Annotated in this window: 13 protein-coding genes and 1 pseudogene; 5 read left to right on the top strand and 9 right to left on the bottom strand. The window is 39.9% G+C overall.

Features of this window, described 5'->3' with window-relative positions:
* The 4 genes and pseudogenes from K5677_RS05915 to K5677_RS05900 form a co-directional block, all read right to left on the bottom strand.
* Nucleotides 1-251 (bottom strand): annotated as a pseudogene (locus tag K5677_RS05915) (hypothetical protein); the annotation flags it as partial.
* 159 nt (nucleotides 252-410) lie between these two features.
* Complete coding sequence (locus K5677_RS05910) at nucleotides 411-1,913, bottom strand: serine hydrolase domain-containing protein (protein ID WP_296725783.1); 1,503 nt, start codon at nucleotides 1,911-1,913, stop codon at nucleotides 411-413.
* A 26-nt stretch (nucleotides 1,914-1,939) separates the two neighbouring features.
* A complete protein-coding gene (locus K5677_RS05905; protein WP_296725781.1) occupies nucleotides 1,940-2,170 on the bottom strand; it encodes a hypothetical protein in 231 nt (76 codons plus the stop codon).
* Nucleotides 2,171-2,395: 225 nt separating this feature from the next.
* Nucleotides 2,396-3,382 (bottom strand): helix-turn-helix transcriptional regulator, encoded by a 987-nt coding sequence (locus K5677_RS05900; RefSeq protein WP_296725779.1) that lies wholly within the window; start codon nucleotides 3,380-3,382, stop codon nucleotides 2,396-2,398.
* 310 nt (nucleotides 3,383-3,692) lie between these two features.
* Between K5677_RS05900 and K5677_RS05895 the strand changes: the two genes are divergently transcribed.
* Together K5677_RS05895 and K5677_RS05890 are read left to right on the top strand one after the other, a co-directional pair.
* A complete protein-coding gene (locus K5677_RS05895; protein WP_296725777.1) occupies nucleotides 3,693-5,198 on the top strand; it encodes a class I SAM-dependent DNA methyltransferase in 1,506 nt (501 codons plus the stop codon).
* Nucleotides 5,188-5,793: a restriction endonuclease subunit S gene (locus tag K5677_RS05890; protein ID WP_296725776.1), complete on the top strand. Its 606-nt coding sequence runs from the start codon at nucleotides 5,188-5,190 to the stop codon at nucleotides 5,791-5,793. Before K5677_RS05895 ends, K5677_RS05890 begins: the two co-directional genes overlap by 11 nt.
* Here the strand turns inward: K5677_RS05890 and K5677_RS05885 are convergent.
* From K5677_RS05885 to K5677_RS05865, 5 genes are read right to left on the bottom strand one after another with little or no spacing between them, the layout of a single operon-like run.
* Nucleotides 5,790-6,995, bottom strand: coding sequence for a restriction endonuclease subunit S (locus K5677_RS05885; protein WP_296725774.1), 1,206 nt, complete (start codon nucleotides 6,993-6,995; stop codon nucleotides 5,790-5,792). The genes K5677_RS05890 and K5677_RS05885 overlap by 4 nt on opposite strands.
* A 2-nt stretch (nucleotides 6,996-6,997) precedes the next feature.
* On the bottom strand, nucleotides 6,998-7,213 hold the full coding sequence (locus K5677_RS05880; protein WP_296725771.1) for a hypothetical protein: 216 nt from the start codon (nucleotides 7,211-7,213) through the stop codon (nucleotides 6,998-7,000).
* Nucleotides 7,214-7,234: 21 nt separating this feature from the next.
* Nucleotides 7,235-8,221, bottom strand: coding sequence for a site-specific tyrosine recombinase/integron integrase (xerA, locus tag K5677_RS05875; protein WP_296725770.1), 987 nt, complete (start codon nucleotides 8,219-8,221; stop codon nucleotides 7,235-7,237).
* A 48-nt stretch (nucleotides 8,222-8,269) separates the two neighbouring features.
* Nucleotides 8,270-9,031: an HNH endonuclease gene (locus tag K5677_RS05870; RefSeq protein WP_296725768.1), complete on the bottom strand. Its 762-nt coding sequence runs from the start codon at nucleotides 9,029-9,031 to the stop codon at nucleotides 8,270-8,272.
* A 43-nt stretch (nucleotides 9,032-9,074) separates the two neighbouring features.
* A complete protein-coding gene (locus tag K5677_RS05865; RefSeq protein WP_296725766.1) occupies nucleotides 9,075-9,812 on the bottom strand; it encodes a restriction endonuclease subunit S in 738 nt (245 codons plus the stop codon).
* Between K5677_RS05865 and K5677_RS05860 the strand changes: the two genes are divergently transcribed.
* The 3 genes from K5677_RS05860 to K5677_RS05850 are packed head-to-tail and all read left to right on the top strand — an operon-like array spanning nucleotide 9,750 to nucleotide 17,239.
* Nucleotides 9,750-11,093 (top strand): hypothetical protein, encoded by a 1,344-nt coding sequence (locus K5677_RS05860; protein WP_296725765.1) that lies wholly within the window; start codon nucleotides 9,750-9,752, stop codon nucleotides 11,091-11,093. The genes K5677_RS05865 and K5677_RS05860 overlap by 63 nt on opposite strands.
* Nucleotides 11,094-11,097: 4 nt before the next feature.
* Entirely contained in the window at nucleotides 11,098-14,163 is a 3,066-nt protein-coding gene (locus K5677_RS05855; protein WP_296725763.1) for a type I restriction endonuclease subunit R, read from the top strand.
* A gap of 43 nt (nucleotides 14,164-14,206) precedes the next feature.
* Nucleotides 14,207-17,239: a DUF4268 domain-containing protein gene (locus K5677_RS05850; protein WP_296725762.1), complete on the top strand. Its 3,033-nt coding sequence runs from the start codon at nucleotides 14,207-14,209 to the stop codon at nucleotides 17,237-17,239.
* Nucleotides 17,240-17,420: the final 181 nt, after the last annotated feature.

The raw sequence follows: 17,420 nt of genomic DNA, 5'->3' as shown, positions 1-17,420 counted from the left end.
ATCGGAACACTATTGGCAAAAGGTGTCTTTCCATCCACATAATCGGATATAGCACCATTTCCGCTGATAGTCAGATTCCCTGCATCGTCAAGGGAATACGTCGCACTATCGCCACAAGTTCCTGTGTTCAATGATGTATCTACTGCTTCAGCCGCTAAAGTTCCTGTTTTTTCATAAGTGTTATAGTTAGATATAGAGCAAGTAATAACAAGCGCACTAAGCATGGTTGAGAGTATTCTTTTTGAAATCATAATAAGCCTCCTCCTGTAAGAAAAGCTTTGTTTGTCATTATTTGTGCCTATAGTCACTTCTGACCGTTGTTTTCGTTACAGCCAGTGTTGTGATTCCTTAATTGTATCATAATTAACTATATTAGTCAAGCTAAAAGAAGAACCGCCTGTGTAGGCTGTTCAAAGACGTGTAATTCTATTGTTGCGTTTTTTTAGGATATATCGCTTAATGCTTGTAATGATCAGTAATATGAACAATACATCGAGAATCAGCCCCATAACGACAGCCGATTGACCGCCCCATGCCCAGACCTTTTGATATCCAAACCCAGGATATCCCATCACTGCGCCAAGGATATATGGCAGTGATACTGAAAGGGAAAGCAGAGGTATCAATAATACAAGCCTTGCACAAAGCAGGGCTTTTTCCTTTTTTGGAGAACTTGTTTTCTTAGTTAACCGCTTTTTCTGCGTAAGAAGCATTATCAGCGCAAAGAGCATTATTACCGCAACTGCGATTGAAATAACAGACGCAATGATGTCGATTATCAACATATCACACTTCACTATATCGGTATATTCGCTGTGACCGGTCAGCTTTCCAAAGCAGCTTCTCATTGCATACCATTGAGTATTTGCCGTAGAATTGCAATCTGTAAAAACGGCTGTTTCTTTGGCTAGATCTATTATTACCTGAGCCTTATAAGTCGGATTCCAGCCTCCGTGTTCAATTATCCCGTCATCTGAGATATACCAGCCGTTGAAATAACTGCTGTCAGATGAGTCACTTCTTATTCCGTCACTTGGATAATGCGCTTCGATTATTTCGTGAGATGCAGCAATAGCGTTTGCCAGCTTATCGGGAAGATCGAGCTTTCCCATCTGCGCCTTCAGCCATAAAGCCATGTCTGAAGCAGTTGTTACTGCATACCCTTCGCCTTCAATACCTTTTGCATGAGGATCATTGTAAGGTTTAAGTGTATTCCAGAAGTATAAATATCCCTGTGCTACGGGCAGATCATAACCGCTGTGTGTCATACCTATAGGCTGCATTATCTCTTTTACAACATATTCGTCAAATGAAATGCCGCTTACAGTTTCAACAAGATATGCAAGGATACAATAACCGAGATTACAATATTCAAAAGTTTCCCCGGGAGGATACTTCAGTTCAAGGTCTTCAGCAATATGAGCTATTTCTTCTTCATCTGCATCAGTTTTGATAGGATATTTAGCCATTGTTGCTGCATTAGGTATGCCTGAACAATGATTCAAAAGGTGCCATATCTTTATATCTGCATCCTGTTCCTGATATGTAACATGCCACCAGGGGATATACTTAGAAACACTGTCATCTATAGAGAGCTTTCCTTCTTCTTGTAATAGCAGTACAGCCAACGCTGTAAACGCTTTTGAACATGAGCCGATATGTACAAGAGTATCTTCGGTCATGGGAGTTTTATCCTTAATATTGGCATATCCCCAGGTCTTGAATCCTACATCTGATCCTTTGACTGCTACAACGGAGAGTCCGGGAGTTTTATCTATTTCAATGGAACGCTCAACGTAAGAAGTCCATTCTGCGTCATTCAGAACTGAGTCTACATCTGCTGCATATGCAGTGACCGATGTGCCTATGATAAGCGACAGTACTGTTACTACAATGACTGCCTTTTGCAACATTTTCAATATTAGCTTCATCTTTCCCTCTATTCAACATCCAAGAATTTCTCAATAACGACCATTATTTCCTCAAGGCGCTTACCGCCGATACCTTTGATCTTACTGAGTTCTTCCTCAAGAGCAGGGAGGTCAATGGTTTTGCCCTGTTCTCCGAGAAGCTCATCTCCATACTTAATAATGAACTTTGTAAGCTCCTCGCGGTTCATCTTCTTGATCTTCTTATAGGTATCTCTGTCAATAATCTCTCTCTGTTCCATTATCTATGCCTATATTCCTTTCTGTTGCTGCTTATGCAGCCAATGTTGTTACTAATTAATTTTAGCATACTAACATCTATTAGTCAAGGCAAATAGACCATGTGTAGCTAATTGAAATGCTGCCCATAAAGGGCAGCTGATAGAACGTTTATCGTAACAAATAGGCTACCCCCATTTCTTCATAGGGATAGCCTATAATAGCAATTGACTAGAATAATTATATAATCAACCGTCAAGTCTATTCAAGAGATCTTCGTATACTCTCTGAGCACAGTCTTCCAAGTATCCAGATGGATCTTCGAAGTATTCTTCGAGCCATTCTTCTATCAAGCCAGGATGTTCTGTCTCAATATATTTTTGAAGTTCACTGACACGAACTCGGTCGCCAGGATTTTTCCTAATGGCATCACAGTAAGAGTGTAAATCTTCTGCATTGAGAAGGTACTCAAGTCTTGGTAAAATATCCCATGCTGTGAGATTCTCTCCACCACAAGCGTATATGAAGCAACGCTGTTCATTGGATATTATGTTTGAAGCATAACCCATATTTGTCCTAAGGCTAACTTCACCATCATCATCGACGTACATCCAAAGTTCATGTCTCACGGTATCAAGGACATATTTTATGTAGAGTTCAAAAAGAGCGTCCTTAATATCACGATCATATTCTTCAAAAAGATCGATCCATCTCTTTCTAGTTTTTACCCTCATTTTTTTCACTCCTTCCTTCTTTAACTCAAAAACGGAATCAGCCTGATCTGTTGGGTTTATTTGGTTCAACTCGATAGCAGCGCTTTTGTTCTCATTAAGCAATCTGTCAAAAAATTTTTGATAGATTCTTTTATTAGTTCGCACCCATTCATCAGATATTGTTTGTTTAGTATCTTTATCTGAAGATGTCGGTGAAACAAGCAACTGAGCGCTTCTCACGGCTTGTTCTGTCTCTGAGGAAGTGTAATAGTCCGGATTAAAAATGAGAATATCAAGTATACATTGAATCATCCTAGTTTCAAAATTGAACGCAGATGATTCGCGCTTGAATACTGTTAAAAGTGCCAGATACAATGTTTGGCTAATTGGAGATTTGCAATTCTCGATTTTATTGACAGTTTGGCGTGTGACGCCTACTTCTTCACCGAGTTTTTGTGCGCTCCAACCTAGCATCGTCCGTAACAATCGGAGATGTTGTTGCAATTTATGGAGATCGTCCAAGCTTATCGCCTCCCGCCTTTTGTAACTTAATCATACATCATGTCGCCTAAAATGTCAATATCATTATCACGAAAATGATAAATTCGTCACTATAGCTAATCAACATGCGATTAGCACAAGTGAATTAACGCAATATCACTACAATTAAGATTAGTATATTTTACTTTAAAACGAGCGGTATTGAGATACGACTAATCTCATCTAATACATGGAGATTATACAAAGCATAGTAAGATATCCTTGAATTGTTCACAAAAATATGTTATAATTATAAAGTAAAATGTAATTTATTACAGAAAGTGGTAATGTTATGGCTGAAAAGAACAATGCAAATATCGGATTTGAAAAGCAGATATGGGATGCTGCCTGCGTATTATGGGGACATATTCCTGCTGCCGAATATAGAAAAGTTATCGTAGGACTTATCTTCCTACGCTACATATCAAGTGCATTTGAGAAGCGTTACAACGAACTTGTTGCTGAAGGTGACGGTTTTGAGGACGAAAAGGACGCTTATCTTATGGATAACATCTTCTTTGTACCGGAAGAAGCTCGCTGGAATACTATTTCCGCTGCTGCTCATACTCCTGAGATTGGTACTGTTATTGACGATGCTATGAGAGCGATAGAGGCTGAAAACAAGAGCCTGAAGAACGTTCTTCCGAAGAATTACGCCAGTCCTGATCTTGACAAGCGTGTACTCGGTGAGGTAGTTGACCTTTTCACCAATATGGATATGACTGATACTGAGGATAGCAAAGATATCCTCGGACGCACATATGAATATTGTATTGCTCAATTTGCCGCATATGAAGGAGTTAAGGGCGGCGAATTCTATACTCCCTCCAGTGTTGTTCGTACTCTCGTTGAGATATTGCAGCCGTTTGAGGACTGCCGCGTATACGATCCTTGTTGCGGTTCCGGTGGTATGTTCGTACAGAGCGCAAAATTTGTAGAGGCTCATCAGGGCAGCCGTAACCGCATTTCTGTATACGGTCAGGAGTCAAACGCTGATACATGGAAAATGGCTAAGATGAATATGGCTATCCGTGGTATTGATGCAGACTTCGGGCCATATCATGATGATACATTCTTCAATGATATACATAAAACACTCAAGGCAGATTTTATCCTTGCAAATCCGCCTTTCAACCTCTCCAACTGGGGACAGGACAAGCTTCAGGACGATATCCGCTGGAAATATGGAACCCCGCCTGCTGGCAATGCCAATTATGCGTGGATACAGCATATGATACATCATCTGGCTCCTAACGGTAAGATTGGTCTTGTACTTGCTAACGGTGCACTCTCCACACAGTCAAGTGGTGAGGGCGAGATTAGAAAGCGTATAATCGAGGACGATCTTATTGAGGGTATCGTCGCTATGCCTACGCAGCTCTTTTATTCCGTTACTATCCCTGTGACGCTGTGGTTCATCAGCAAGAACAAGAAGCAGAAGGGCAAGACTCTGTTTATTGACGCCCGTAAAATGGGATATATGGTTGACCGCAAGCACCGTGACTTCACGGATGAGGATATTCAGAAGCTTGCTGATACATTCAAGGCTTTTCAGAGCGGCACATTAGAGGAAGTCAAGGGCTTCTGTGCTGTTGCGACAACAGAGCAGATAGCTGCACAGGACTATATTCTCACTCCCGGACGCTATGTCGGCATTGAGGAGCAGGAGGATGACGGTGAGCCGTTTGACGAAAAGATGAAGCGTCTGACTTCAGAGCTTTCGGAGATGTTCGCAAAATCCCATGAGCTTGAAAATGAGATTAGGGAGAAGCTGGGGGCGATTGGATATGACATATAAAGATACACCTCTTGGAAAAATGCCTGACACATGGGAAATTGCCCAAATCAAGGATATTGCAAAAGTTGTGACTGACTATGTAGCAAACGGCAGCTTCGCTTCTCTGGCAGAGAATGTAACATATCGCTCAGATGAAGATGTAGCGGTACTTATAAGGTTAGTCGATTATAATAACGACTTCAAAGGAGACTTTGTTTTCATAGATGAACACGCATATGAGTTTCTTTCAAAAAGCAAGCTGTTTGGCGGAGAAATAATAATATCCAATGTTGGTGCAAATGTTGGAACTGTATTTCGTTGTCCTGTGTTAAAATATAAGATGAGTTTAGCGCCAAATGCAATTATGGTACAATTTAACGGTAATGATAGCTTCTATTATCATTGGCTTAAAGGTCATTATGGACAAAAAATGCTCAAATCTATCGTAACAGGGAGTGCTCAGCCTAAATTTAACAAAACCAATTTCAGAGATATGCTTATTCCTGTCCCGCCAATTGATGTGCAGAATAAGATAGCGTCTTTACTAGATTCTATAGAGCATAAAATTGCTGTAAATACTGCGATAAATGAAAATTTATACTTGCAAGCTGCTTAAATCTTAACCTTTGATACATCGATCTCACCGTTCATCAGTTTAGGGAGTAATGCGTCTCTCGTTGATGACAAGCAATGTATTTCGTCAATATTTGCCTTGATTTGCATCCTGATTGCATGAAGTAAAGCACCGATTTTCATTTGTTCGTCCATCGGAGGAAGCATAAAACGGTATTTTTTGAAGTCCTTAAGGACTATTCTTGGCAATGCCGAGCCAGAAACATAGTTATCGCCTACATCTTTGCGGACGGAAGGCTGCTTAAGGAGATACAAGAGAATTTCCGGCATTATGATATTTGAATCTGGTCTAAAAATGGCAATGGACGACAGTATAGCTTCATCTTTTTCGTCGGAGCAGATGAATATCTCCTTCAAATAACTACCATCTTTAGCAACTAAGATGTCATTAAGCAGAGGAACACAGTCGCTCTTTTGCATCTTTCGGAAATCTTCTTCCGAAATATGCTTACAAGACGAGGGATTGAAACCGTAAGTTTCCATATCCTTGACAGAATACATCGGGTACGGAGAATCAGGCTCATCTGCGGGACTATAGTGTGATCCATCAGTTATTCGCGTACATACATCATCCAGCGATACTTCTGTCCAGTTAGAAGGGGCAACACCGCCATATGGTGCAAAATCCATGAAAAACTGGCGAAAAAGTGCTAACGCCTGCTGCTCTAAATTTTCATTTATCGCAGTATTAAGCTCTATCTTATCATCTATTCTTGCCAGTATAGCTCCTATCTTTTTCTGAATCTCAATGTCAGGCACTTGCACTTCCAGTGATCTTATAGAGGACATATTAAGATGACTGACTGTAGCCCCGTTAGCTGAACTAAGGAGCTTATGTTGTAACTCCGGGGACAGAAGATAATACACAAGAAAATCAGGATCAACATATTCCTTGTTAGGTCTAATAAGAACAGTTCTTTGTCCCAAGCACACTTGCTGTCCTTGCCTTATAATTGCTACATTTCCAATAGGTGCTTCTCGTGCAAGGATTAAATCATCTTCTTGCGGTACAGCTCTTTCATTTCGCTGATTATAGACGTTTTCAGGGACTCTATGCACACCTGAAAGTTTTAATCTTCCTTTGCCAACATTAGGTGTACGAATCAAGGGGTAGCCGCTTCCTTCGTCTTTTGCAGTTGAGTGAGGACAATCAACGATTGCTTCACATATATCTAATAATTTCATTATTATTCCTCATTTTTTAGTTTCAAATACTGCTTTTTCCAAGCACGAGAGGGTTTCTTACAAATCTTATCATCGGAACAAAAAGCACAAATTCCCGATATTCCATTATTTCCGCATATATCAGGGTTGTTTTGCCGACAGCCATAAGTCTTGTTTTCCGTATCAAGTTCGTGAAGTGGGGCATTAAACTTTATACGCAGTTCTTTTTCAATACTCATTGAGTACCTCCATATTATATATTATCCAATATACTTCCTATGCGCCAGTTTCACATTGCTCTGCTTCACCATCGCATATTGAAGTGTAGTATCAATTCTTTGATGACCGAGAAGCCGTTGAAGCTGCTCGATTGGCATACCCTTGTCGATAGCCATTGTTGCAAGCGTTCTCCTGAATTTATGAGGGTGAACCTTGCTGATACCGAGCTTTCGCCCCATTTCACGCAAACGAAGCTCAATAGCACCTATCGTCAACCGCTTATAGGGAGAGCGAAGCGATACGAACAAGGCAGGATCGCTGTCCGTCCGTGAAGCGAGATAGTTCTGTAAATGGAGCTTTGTACGTGCATCGAAGTACACCATGCGTTCTTTATCACCCTTGCCTATCACCACGCACTCACGCTCGTTGAAATCAATGTCGTTGCGGTTCAGCAAAACCATTTCACCGACACGCATACCTGTTGAAGCAAGCATATCAATAATCGCCAAATCACGCAGATTTTCGCAGTTGTCACGCATAAGCTCTAAATTCTCGTCCGTGTAGGTTTCCTTGATCGTCTTGCTTGTCTTGACCTTGTGAATGCGCCGAACGGGGCTTTTGATGATATAGTCCTCGTCCTCTAACCAGGAGAAAAAACTCGATAATATACGTCTTATGTTATCCATAGTGACCTTGCTTGACTTCTTTTCGGTCTGATAATCGGTCAGATATGCCCTCAAATCGTCAGTTGTGATATGCTTGAAGTTCTTATCGATACCGTCCATAGCTGCCGTGATAGTCTTGCAATAGTAATTCAACGACTTCTCCGAACAGCCCTCTATCCGCTTTGCAGAGAGAAATTCCGACAGTATATTGTCATTGGTCATTTCGTTATCTGTTGCGGTAATAGAAGTAATAATAACATTTTTGAATACATTTATAAGTACTTGGTGCAGGGCTTGAAGCCCTGCATTATCTAGTCTTTTTAGCATTGCCTGTTCTATTTCAGTAATAAGCTCATTCTTCATAGTTGGTACTCCTTTCGGTGTACCAACATCACTACTCCCAATAATAACTCAATTTTTTTTCGCTTTTTTTATCATGTCTATGATTTCTTCCGGCAAATATACACCGTCTTTTTTGGAATGAAGAATCATATGACAATTAGGGCATACTGGAATCAAATCAGTTTCAGGATTTACTTTGTGTGATTCCTTTACTGCGCCAAGTGGTTCTATGTGATGAACGTGTATTTTACCTGCAAATTCTTTACCATATATTTTAGCAGCATCGAAACCACAGATTTGACACTTTGTTCCATATTTACGAATACACTCTTTTCGTAGATCTGGATCTCGTTCATAAGCTGTAGAAGTAATTTGTACTAGTTTCCCTTCGATTTTCTCTGATTGAATATTATCTAAAAGCCTATCTTTTATTTTGCTTATTCCTTCTATTTCGATACCTAAATCATCTGCGAGTTTATCCCACTGATCGCAGCTTTTAACCTCATTCATGCATATTTCCATCATCTTGGACATATTGTTCTTGAATTCTGGATGAACATTCAGTCCATTACACAGATTGAAAAAACCGTCGCTACACATTTGAGTATCTTTCAATACTACCATAACCGATATAAGTGGAAGACCTAATTGATAACATCTTTTTGATACCTCGCCAACCTGAGCACCTATATCACGACCAGGGGCGTGAGCGGGAATTCCTGTCATTTTAGACATTTCGCCGTATTCAATTGTAAATTGCTTTTTCGCTATGTATTCAAGTAATATCTTGGCACATCTTTTTTGAGGCGTTGTTAATATGATTTTATCCATAGTTACTTCCTCCTATAAATGAAAATTTATGCTTGCAAGCAGCCTAAATCTTGACCTCGGACACGTCGATTTCGCCGTTCATCAGCTTTGGTAGGAGCGTATCTCGGAGATGTGCCAAGTTATTGGCTTCAATCCTATTTGAATATACCGTTTCAAGCATAGGAGAAACTGCCTGATTAAACTTCTCGATGTAATCGGCAGAGGGAATACAGATAGGATATGCCATTATCTGCTGTTTGTCACCTCTGGGCATTTTGGTTCCTTTTGAGCCTGCAACCATATAATCAAAGAATTTATCCGCATAGAGGGCGCAGTATAGAAATGCAGAATATTCAGTTTTATTCGGCACAAAGCATAGAACGTCTGTTGAGCAACCACAATCAGAGAAACAATACAGTATTTTCTTGAAATACGGACGGATATTCGAGATCAGCACATCACCTTTCTTGCAGGCGGTAGTCTGCTTGATAGTTGGAAGCGTGGTGGCTTGTACTGCACCTTGACGGTTTGGTTGCATATTTTCCGTAGAATAATAGGTATCCAAAGTCAAATCATCAATATCAACCTTATCTTTGGAGTAACCGCAGATTTCGGAAAGTGTTCCTATTCGCCAATCATCGGGCATAACACCGCCGAACGGCTCAAAATCAACAAACCAAGCCTTGAACAGAGCCTGCGCCTGCTGTTCTAAATTTTCATTTATGTTAGGAGGGAGAATGTGAAGATACAGCTTGATCCTCAGCTCTGCAACAATCTGAGAGAGATAATCAATGAGCACCATAACTTTACTTATGAAAAAACTGCTGATTTTAAGTTCCCGAACAGTAAAAAAGATGTTACCGCAGGGGCTTACAACTGCATTTGTGCAACACTTGACCGTATCAATGATTTAGTTGAACACTGTAATAGTATCGAAATAGAGGGACAATTCGGGCTTTGTGATTTCTTCAACTATACCCAAAGCCTTATTGAATGTATTGCTATTATAGGCAAGGTCTATAAAGTTGCTCCGCTTTATAAAGGTGCTGATAAGAATGATACCTCTGTTTTTCATCAGGCTGGTTTGAACAATGACGGAAATGATGAAAAGTATTTTACATATCTACGCTCGTTATGTTCAGTGCACCCTGTTGAAACAAGCCGACATAAGGAATATCAAGGCAATCAAGCGGAATGGTGTCCGTATATTCTTTCGGGTAAAAGCTCTATGCTTGTTTGTTTTCCGAATGTTTATCCTGATTTGCAGGATGCTGATTTTGTAGTTACAGTATATCGTAATGATTTGAAGCTCTGTAAATATGTACCTATCCACGTTAAAGAGCTTATCGCTTATGTTCAGAAAAGGTATCAGCATATAAATCAGATCATAAAAGCTGTAACCGATTATAATCAGGAGCTTATTGATAATTTCAAGAAGAAGCCTATCCCCGAACCAGAAACCTTTACCGATTATGTTTCATATCTTAACAGCCTTCAGAATGCTATCACTGAGAGATGTGGAGAAAATCACGCTGATAAGACTAAAGAATGGATTTGTATTATAAAGGCGCATTTTGAAGATGATGCAATGCAAGAAAAACTGCTTGCATATCAGGAAGCCCTCAAAACAGGAATATCTACTATTCATCAGCATTTACAGCAAATGGGTATTGACTACTACTTTGAGGAAGAACCTATATCATACGATACAAGGTTTGTAAAAAGTGGCTATGCACTTGAAAAGTTAGGCTATCTGCAAGAAGATTTTTGGAGATTATCATTTGATGAAGCAATCAAACTTGCTGAAAGCGGTGGAGAACCTTTCAGCAATGATCGTATAGATAATCTGTTAAATATAATTTCAAACGCCCGTATGAATGGTGCTGACGATGAAGAATTAATGGATATATCAAGAGAAATAGATCACCAATACACAACAACAAATTCTGAATGGGCAAGAATACAGTTAAAGATTATAGAGCCGTATTTTGATAATGTAGTAAAATTTGATTATCATCTGAACGATTGGTATTTGCATTTACAAGTTGAGATAGCCTTTTGGTTGATTTCTCAAAGGAGTTGATTATATGTCATACACCGAAGCCGATTATGAAAACGCCGTCATAGACCTCTTTAAGAACGAATTGAACTATGACTATGTATATGGTCCTGATACAGAGCGTGACTTCACTTCGCCACTGTATGACGATGTACTGGAAGAAAGCCTCCGCAGGATAAACAAAGGAGCTCCTTATGACGCTATACAGGACGCTCTTTTCAAGCTGCGCAATTTTGAAAACGGCGAGCTTGTTCAGAAGAATGCTTTGTTTATGGACTATCTCCAGAATGGTGTTCCTGTCCGTTATACTGAAAAGGGCGAGGAACGCTCCATGATAATCTATATTGTGGATTATCAGAATACAGACAATAACTCCTTTATCGTCGCTAATCAGTGGACTTTTATTGAGAACAGCAATAAACGTCCTGATGTTATTCTATTCCTGAACGGCCTACCGATAGTTCTTGTGGAGCTGAAGTCCCCGTCCAGAGAAGAAACCGATGCCTCAGAAGCATATCTGCAGTTGCGCAACTATATGCATGAGATACCGTCCATGTTTATTTACAACGCTATACTTGTCATGAGCGATCAGCTTGTTTCTAAGGCAGGTACCATCACTTCAGGTGAAGATCGCTTCATGGAATGGAAAACTACAGACGGCAGCTACGAGAACACGCAGTTTGCTCAGTTTGATACTTTCTTTGAGGGCATCTTCCAGAAGGACAGGCTTCTTGATATTATAAAGAACTTCATTTGTTTCTCTAATGACGGTAAGAAAGAATTGAAGATACTTGCAGGTTATCATCAGTATTTCGCCGTTCGTAAGGCCATTGAGTCAACTAAGCGAGCTGCTGTTACTGACGGTAAGGGCGGTGTATTCTGGCATACTCAAGGTTCAGGAAAGTCCCTGTCAATGGTATTCTATTCACACCTGCTCCAGGTTGCGCTTGAATCTCCGACAATAGTTGTGCTTACTGACAGAAATGATCTAGATGATCAGCTATACGGCCAATTTGCAAAATGTAAAGACTTCCTGCGACAGGAACCGGTACATGCTGAGAGCCGTGAACATCTGAAAACATGGCTTGGTGGTCGTAAGGCTAACGGTATTATCTTCACGACCATGCAGAAGTTTGAGGAGTCGTTTGACTGCCTTTCTGAGCGCAGAAACATCGTTGTTATGGCAGACGAGGCTCACCGCGGTCAGTATGGATTATCCGAAAGAGTTAAGATGACTACCAATGAACAGGGCGAGGAAGTTGCAAAAATTGTTGTTGGTACAGCAAGAGTTATCCGTAATAGCTTACCTAATGCTACATATATAGGCTTTACAGGTACTCCTATCGCCACAGAGGATAGAAATACCCGTGAGGTTTTCGGTGATTATATTGATATTTATGATATGACGCAGGCTGTTGAGGACGGGGCAACCCGTCCGGTATACTACGAAAGCCGCGTTGTAAAGCTTCATCTTGATCAAGAGATTATAAAGCTTATTGATCAGGAATATGATATCATGGCTACTCAGGCTGATGCAGGTGTTATTGAACAGAGTAAGCGTGAACTTGGTCGCATGGAAGCAATTCTCGGTAATGATTCAACTATAAATAGCCTTGTTACCGACATTATCGACCATTATGAGAATAACCGTGCAGAGCTTCTTACAGGTAAGGCGATGATAGTTGCCTATTCAAGAGATATTGCATTGAAGATATATCATAAAATACATGAATTACGTCCTCAGTGGAAGGATGAAGGTAAAGTTGCAGTAGTTATGACTTCAAGCAATAAGGATCCTGAAGAGTGGCGTGAGATAATAGGCAATAAAGCGCATAAGAATGAGCTTGCTGTACAGTTCAAAGATAATAGCAGTCCGCTTAAAATAGCGATTGTTGTTGATATGTGGCTGACAGGTTTTGATGTTCCTTCACTTGCTACAATGTACGTATACAAGCCAATGAACGGTCATAACCTTATGCAGGCTATTGCTCGTGTTAATAGAGTATTCCGAGATAAAGAAGGCGGACTCGTAGTTGACTATGTTGGTATAGCTTCTGCTTTGAAAAGAGCCATGAACGACTATACTGTTCGTGATAAGAAAAACTACGGTGATACGGACATCAGTAAAGTTGCGTATCCTAAGTTCCTTGAAAAATTGCAGATTTGTCGCGACTTCTTCTATGAATACGATTATCAGCGCTTTATGGATGGTACTGACTTAGAACGTGCAAAGACCATAAGCGGTGGAGTAAACTATATAATTGCTCCGAGCAGACAGGAAGACAGGGAAGAATTTGTGAAGGAAGCTCTTATGCTGCATCAGGCACTTTCACTATGTTCATCTCTTGTTGAAGAGTCTTTGAGAATCGAAGCGCAGTTTTTCGAATCAGTGAGAGTTCTGGTACTTAGGCTATCAAATCAAGGCGGAGATAAGAAATTGTCACTCCCTGAGATGAATGCTCGGATAAACGAACTCTTGAAGCACAGCATCAAAAGTGATGGCGTTATTAACTTATTCTCTGATATACATGAAGAGTTTTCACTGTTTGATCCCAAGTTTCTTGATGAAGTAGCTAAGATGAAGGAAAAGAATCTTGCAGTAGAACTCTTAAAGAAGTTGATAGCAGAGCAAATTAAGGTATACCGTAGAACCAATGTAGTTAAGTCTGAAAAGTTCTCTGAGATAATACAACGTGCAATGAATGCCTATCTTAACGGAATGCTGACTAATGAACAGGTCATACAGGAGCTTATGAAGCTTGCTAAAGAGATATCGGCCGCAAGTAAAGCAGGTCAGGACCTCGGACTTACAGCTGATGAACTTGCGTTTTATGATGCCCTTACAAAGCCTGAGGCGGTAAAGGACTTCTACGAAAATGCCGAGCTTATAGCTATAACTAAAGAATTGACAGAAACTCTGCGTAAAAACAGGACAATAGACTGGCAGAAAAAGGATTCTGCCCGAGCACGCATGCGTATGATGATAAAGAAACTACTGAAACAGCATAAGTATCCGCCAGAAGGAATGGAGGATGCTGTACAGACGGTTATGATGCAATGTGAGCTTTGGGCAGATAATAACGATATGAGATAATCATTGAACAAACGATATCTTTTGACATAGGGGGGAAAGTCAAATGAAAGGCTCAGAAGCAAAATTACTTAACTTCATGGAAGGAGCAAATAATCGCTACATCATTCCTGTTTATCAAAGGAAGTATGACTGGAAATATGATAACTGTCGACAGCTTTACGAGGATCTAAAGAAGATTGTAATTGATAATCGTAATACGCATTTCTTTGGTAGTATAACATCTCAGGTAGTTCCTAATGGAAATAAAATCGAATTTCATATAATCGATGGACAACAGCGACTGACAACGATTACGCTTTTGCTTCTTGCTATTCGCAATTTGACAAAAAAGGGACTTCTTTCATCCAATGAGGGTAATATTGGAGAAGAAATAAACCAGCGATTTATAATTTCTCCATGGGCGAAAGAAGATGACAAAATCAAACTACGCCCTGTAAAGAGTGACCGTGAAGCTTTGCTCAAACTATTTGGAGAAGAGGAGGATTATAATCCCGCTTCAAATCTTACGCTTAACTATCATTTTTTCTGTGATTGCTTATTGAAGAAAGAAGTATCAGTTGATGATCTGTATAGTGCGATTGGTAAGCTGGAAATAATCAGTATTACGCTTGATCCTGATGATAATGCACAGTTGATTTTTGAAAGCCTGAATTCCACAGGTTTGGCCTTGACTGAAGGCGATAAGATCCGCAACTATATTCTGATGGGACAACCACCGCAAAATCAGACTAAGCTTTATGATTCATATTGGACTATCATTGAAAAATGTACCAATAATGACGTTAGTGGCTTTATTAGGGACTATTTGAGCGTGAAGCAAAAGGTAACGCCAACAATCAACAATGTTTACCGTGTGTTCAAGGCTTACGCAGAGAGTATTCAAATCCCCATTGAATCGCTATTAGAGGATTTGCGGCGATATGCTCGCTTCTATGAGAAACTTCTTTCTTGTAAAAGCGGATTGAAAAATCAGAGGCTTGATGACTGCTTGTATCGAATGATGCGGTTAGAAATCATAGTTACACGGCCGTTCCTTTTAGAAGTGCTTAGGTTGAATCAGGACGGCAAACTGTCAGTTGATGATGTTCTGGAAATATTCTTAATAACCGAAAACTACCTATTCCGCCGAAACATCTGTGATGTACCTACAAACGCACTCAACAAGATATTCCTGAATTTGAACAAAGAAATACTGCGCTATGATAATACGGCGGATAATTACGTTAAGAAGTTTATCTATGCGCTTCTTTCCAAGAAGGAAAGTGGACGTTTCCCGTCTGATGAGGAATTTACTGCAGCATTAGCTACAAAGCAGATATATCAGATGCGAGGCAAATACAAAGCTTACTTATTCGAGCGCTTTGAGAATTACGGAACAATTGAAACAAAAGACGTTTACACGCATCTGGATAATAATATTTACACCATTGAACATATCATGCCTCAGCATCTTACTCCTGCTTGGGTAGAATCGCTTGGCGTAAATGCAGCAGATATACACTCAACCTGGCTGCACCGTCTAGCTAATTTGACTTTAACAGGATATAACCCCAACCTCAGCAACAAGTCATTTATAGAAAAACGTGATTCTGAAGAAGGCGGATATAAAGCCAGCGGACTGAAAATGAATCAAAAAATAGCCAATAAGGATTGTTGGGGATTGGCTGAGTTAGAAGAACGTAATACTGAGATGATTGCTCTCTCAACCAAAATATGGGCATTACCACAGACGGATTTCGTACCTGCTGAAAAAGAATTTGATTCCTGTACACTGGATGATGAAAACTTCGAGCTTACCGGAAGAGATATTGCAAAATACAGTTATCAAAATACTGAGCAACCTGTTTCAAGTTGGGCAGATATGTTTGAGCATATTGTCAAATTCTTACATCAGAAGGATAAGAGCATTCTATCTGGATTGGCATATAGTTCCAATTCAAGCACAGACTTATTCAAATATGTTAGCAGCACAGAAAACGACCTACGTAGTGCTATAAAAATCGATGATAGCATTTTTGTAGAGAGAAACACAAGTACATCTCTGAAAATGTCTATACTACGCAGGTTATTTGTGCTTTATGATGCAGATCCTATGGATCTTGTATTCTATCTTAAAGATGAAGAAAATGAGAAAGCCGCTGAAGAAGGAAGGCATCAGTTGCGTAAAAAATACTGGACATATGCAATTCCGATAATACAGCAGAAACATCAGTTACGCGGCAGCTTCAATAATTCTAATCCTACTACATCAAACACTCTTTCAGGTGGAGTAGGGATAAGCGGACTTCGTATTGACTGTGTTGCAAATTACGATTTCGCTCGTATCGATTTTGTTATTAGTAAAAGCGATGTAAAGCAGAATAAAGAGATTTTTGATGTACTTTACAGTCATAAATATGAAGTCGAATCTGAGCTTGGTGTCGCTCTTACATGGGAACGAGCTGACGATAATAAGGCATCATGGATTTCATATTACTCAAGAGATATAAGCATAACAAACGAAAATGATTGGGAACGTATGGCTAATTTCCATGCTGAGTGGAGTGATAAGATTTGTTCTGCTTTGTTACCATACTTACAGGAGGATGATGAGGAGAAAATAAGACTACAAAACCGAGCTTCGATACTGAGACAATGGACTATAGAACATCCTGCTGTAAACGAAAACCCTGCCAAGAGCAATAGAACATTTACACGATTCACAACAGATGCCATGACAGAACTACTACCAGATTTACCGAATGCTCCGAGTGGTTGGAATACAGACAATCATTATTTCTATGAGATTGTCAACCGTGCAGGAAATGGTGTCTACATGCAGTTTGCCCTTAGTTCACGCAACGCAAATCCCGAATTCCTAGATATTTGTGAGAGAATAAATGAATTCTACAAAGCCAAAAAGGGAAAGAAAAACTGGCAATGGAGACTACCGTTCAGAACGAAAACTGTTTGTATATCAGACGACCTCTCTAAGGAACAGATATTTGAAAAGCTCGATGAGTGCATCGAGGAAATTCAGAACTTCGAAAGAGATTTGAAAAACAAGCTATCACTAGATAAATCCGCAAAAGCTTAAATTGACTTTTAACGAGATAAAGTAAACGGCCTCCCCATACGGGTAATGTCATTAAGCTAACTGAAAACGATAAAGAAGCAGGAGTATGTTTGTATGTAAGCGAACAAACTCCTGCTAATACTTACAGCAAAACGGCATGACGAAAAGACAGATCAGAGATCTGCCTGAAAAAACATTGACA

The organism is Ruminococcus sp. (assembly GCF_024684275.1).
The sequence above is the reverse complement of the archived record's forward strand: the minus strand, read 5'-3'. Positions and strand labels throughout refer to the sequence as shown.

What these genes read in the sequence shown, in the direction of transcription:
- K5677_RS05890 (WP_296725776.1), top strand. Translation starts at nt 5,188, where the DNA reads ATGACATATAAAGATACACCTCTTGGAAAAATGCCTGACACATGGGAA.
- K5677_RS05880 (WP_296725771.1), bottom strand. Translation starts at nt 7,213, where the DNA reads ATGAGTATTGAAAAAGAACTGCGTATAAAGTTTAATGCCCCACTTCAC.
- K5677_RS05850 (WP_296725762.1), top strand. Translation starts at nt 14,207, where the DNA reads ATGAAAGGCTCAGAAGCAAAATTACTTAACTTCATGGAAGGAGCAAAT.
- K5677_RS05885 (WP_296725774.1), bottom strand. Translation starts at nt 6,995, where the DNA reads ATGAAATTATTAGATATATGTGAAGCAATCGTTGATTGTCCTCACTCA.
- K5677_RS05865 (WP_296725766.1), bottom strand. Translation starts at nt 9,812, where the DNA reads ATGGTGCTCATTGATTATCTCTCTCAGATTGTTGCAGAGCTGAGGATC.
- xerA (WP_296725770.1), bottom strand. Translation starts at nt 8,221, where the DNA reads ATGAAGAATGAGCTTATTACTGAAATAGAACAGGCAATGCTAAAAAGA.
- K5677_RS05905 (WP_296725781.1), bottom strand. Translation starts at nt 2,170, where the DNA reads ATGGAACAGAGAGAGATTATTGACAGAGATACCTATAAGAAGATCAAG.
- K5677_RS05870 (WP_296725768.1), bottom strand. Translation starts at nt 9,031, where the DNA reads ATGGATAAAATCATATTAACAACGCCTCAAAAAAGATGTGCCAAGATA.
- K5677_RS05855 (WP_296725763.1), top strand. Translation starts at nt 11,098, where the DNA reads ATGTCATACACCGAAGCCGATTATGAAAACGCCGTCATAGACCTCTTT.
- K5677_RS05910 (WP_296725783.1), bottom strand. Translation starts at nt 1,913, where the DNA reads ATGTTGCAAAAGGCAGTCATTGTAGTAACAGTACTGTCGCTTATCATA.
- K5677_RS05895 (WP_296725777.1), top strand. Translation starts at nt 3,693, where the DNA reads ATGGCTGAAAAGAACAATGCAAATATCGGATTTGAAAAGCAGATATGG.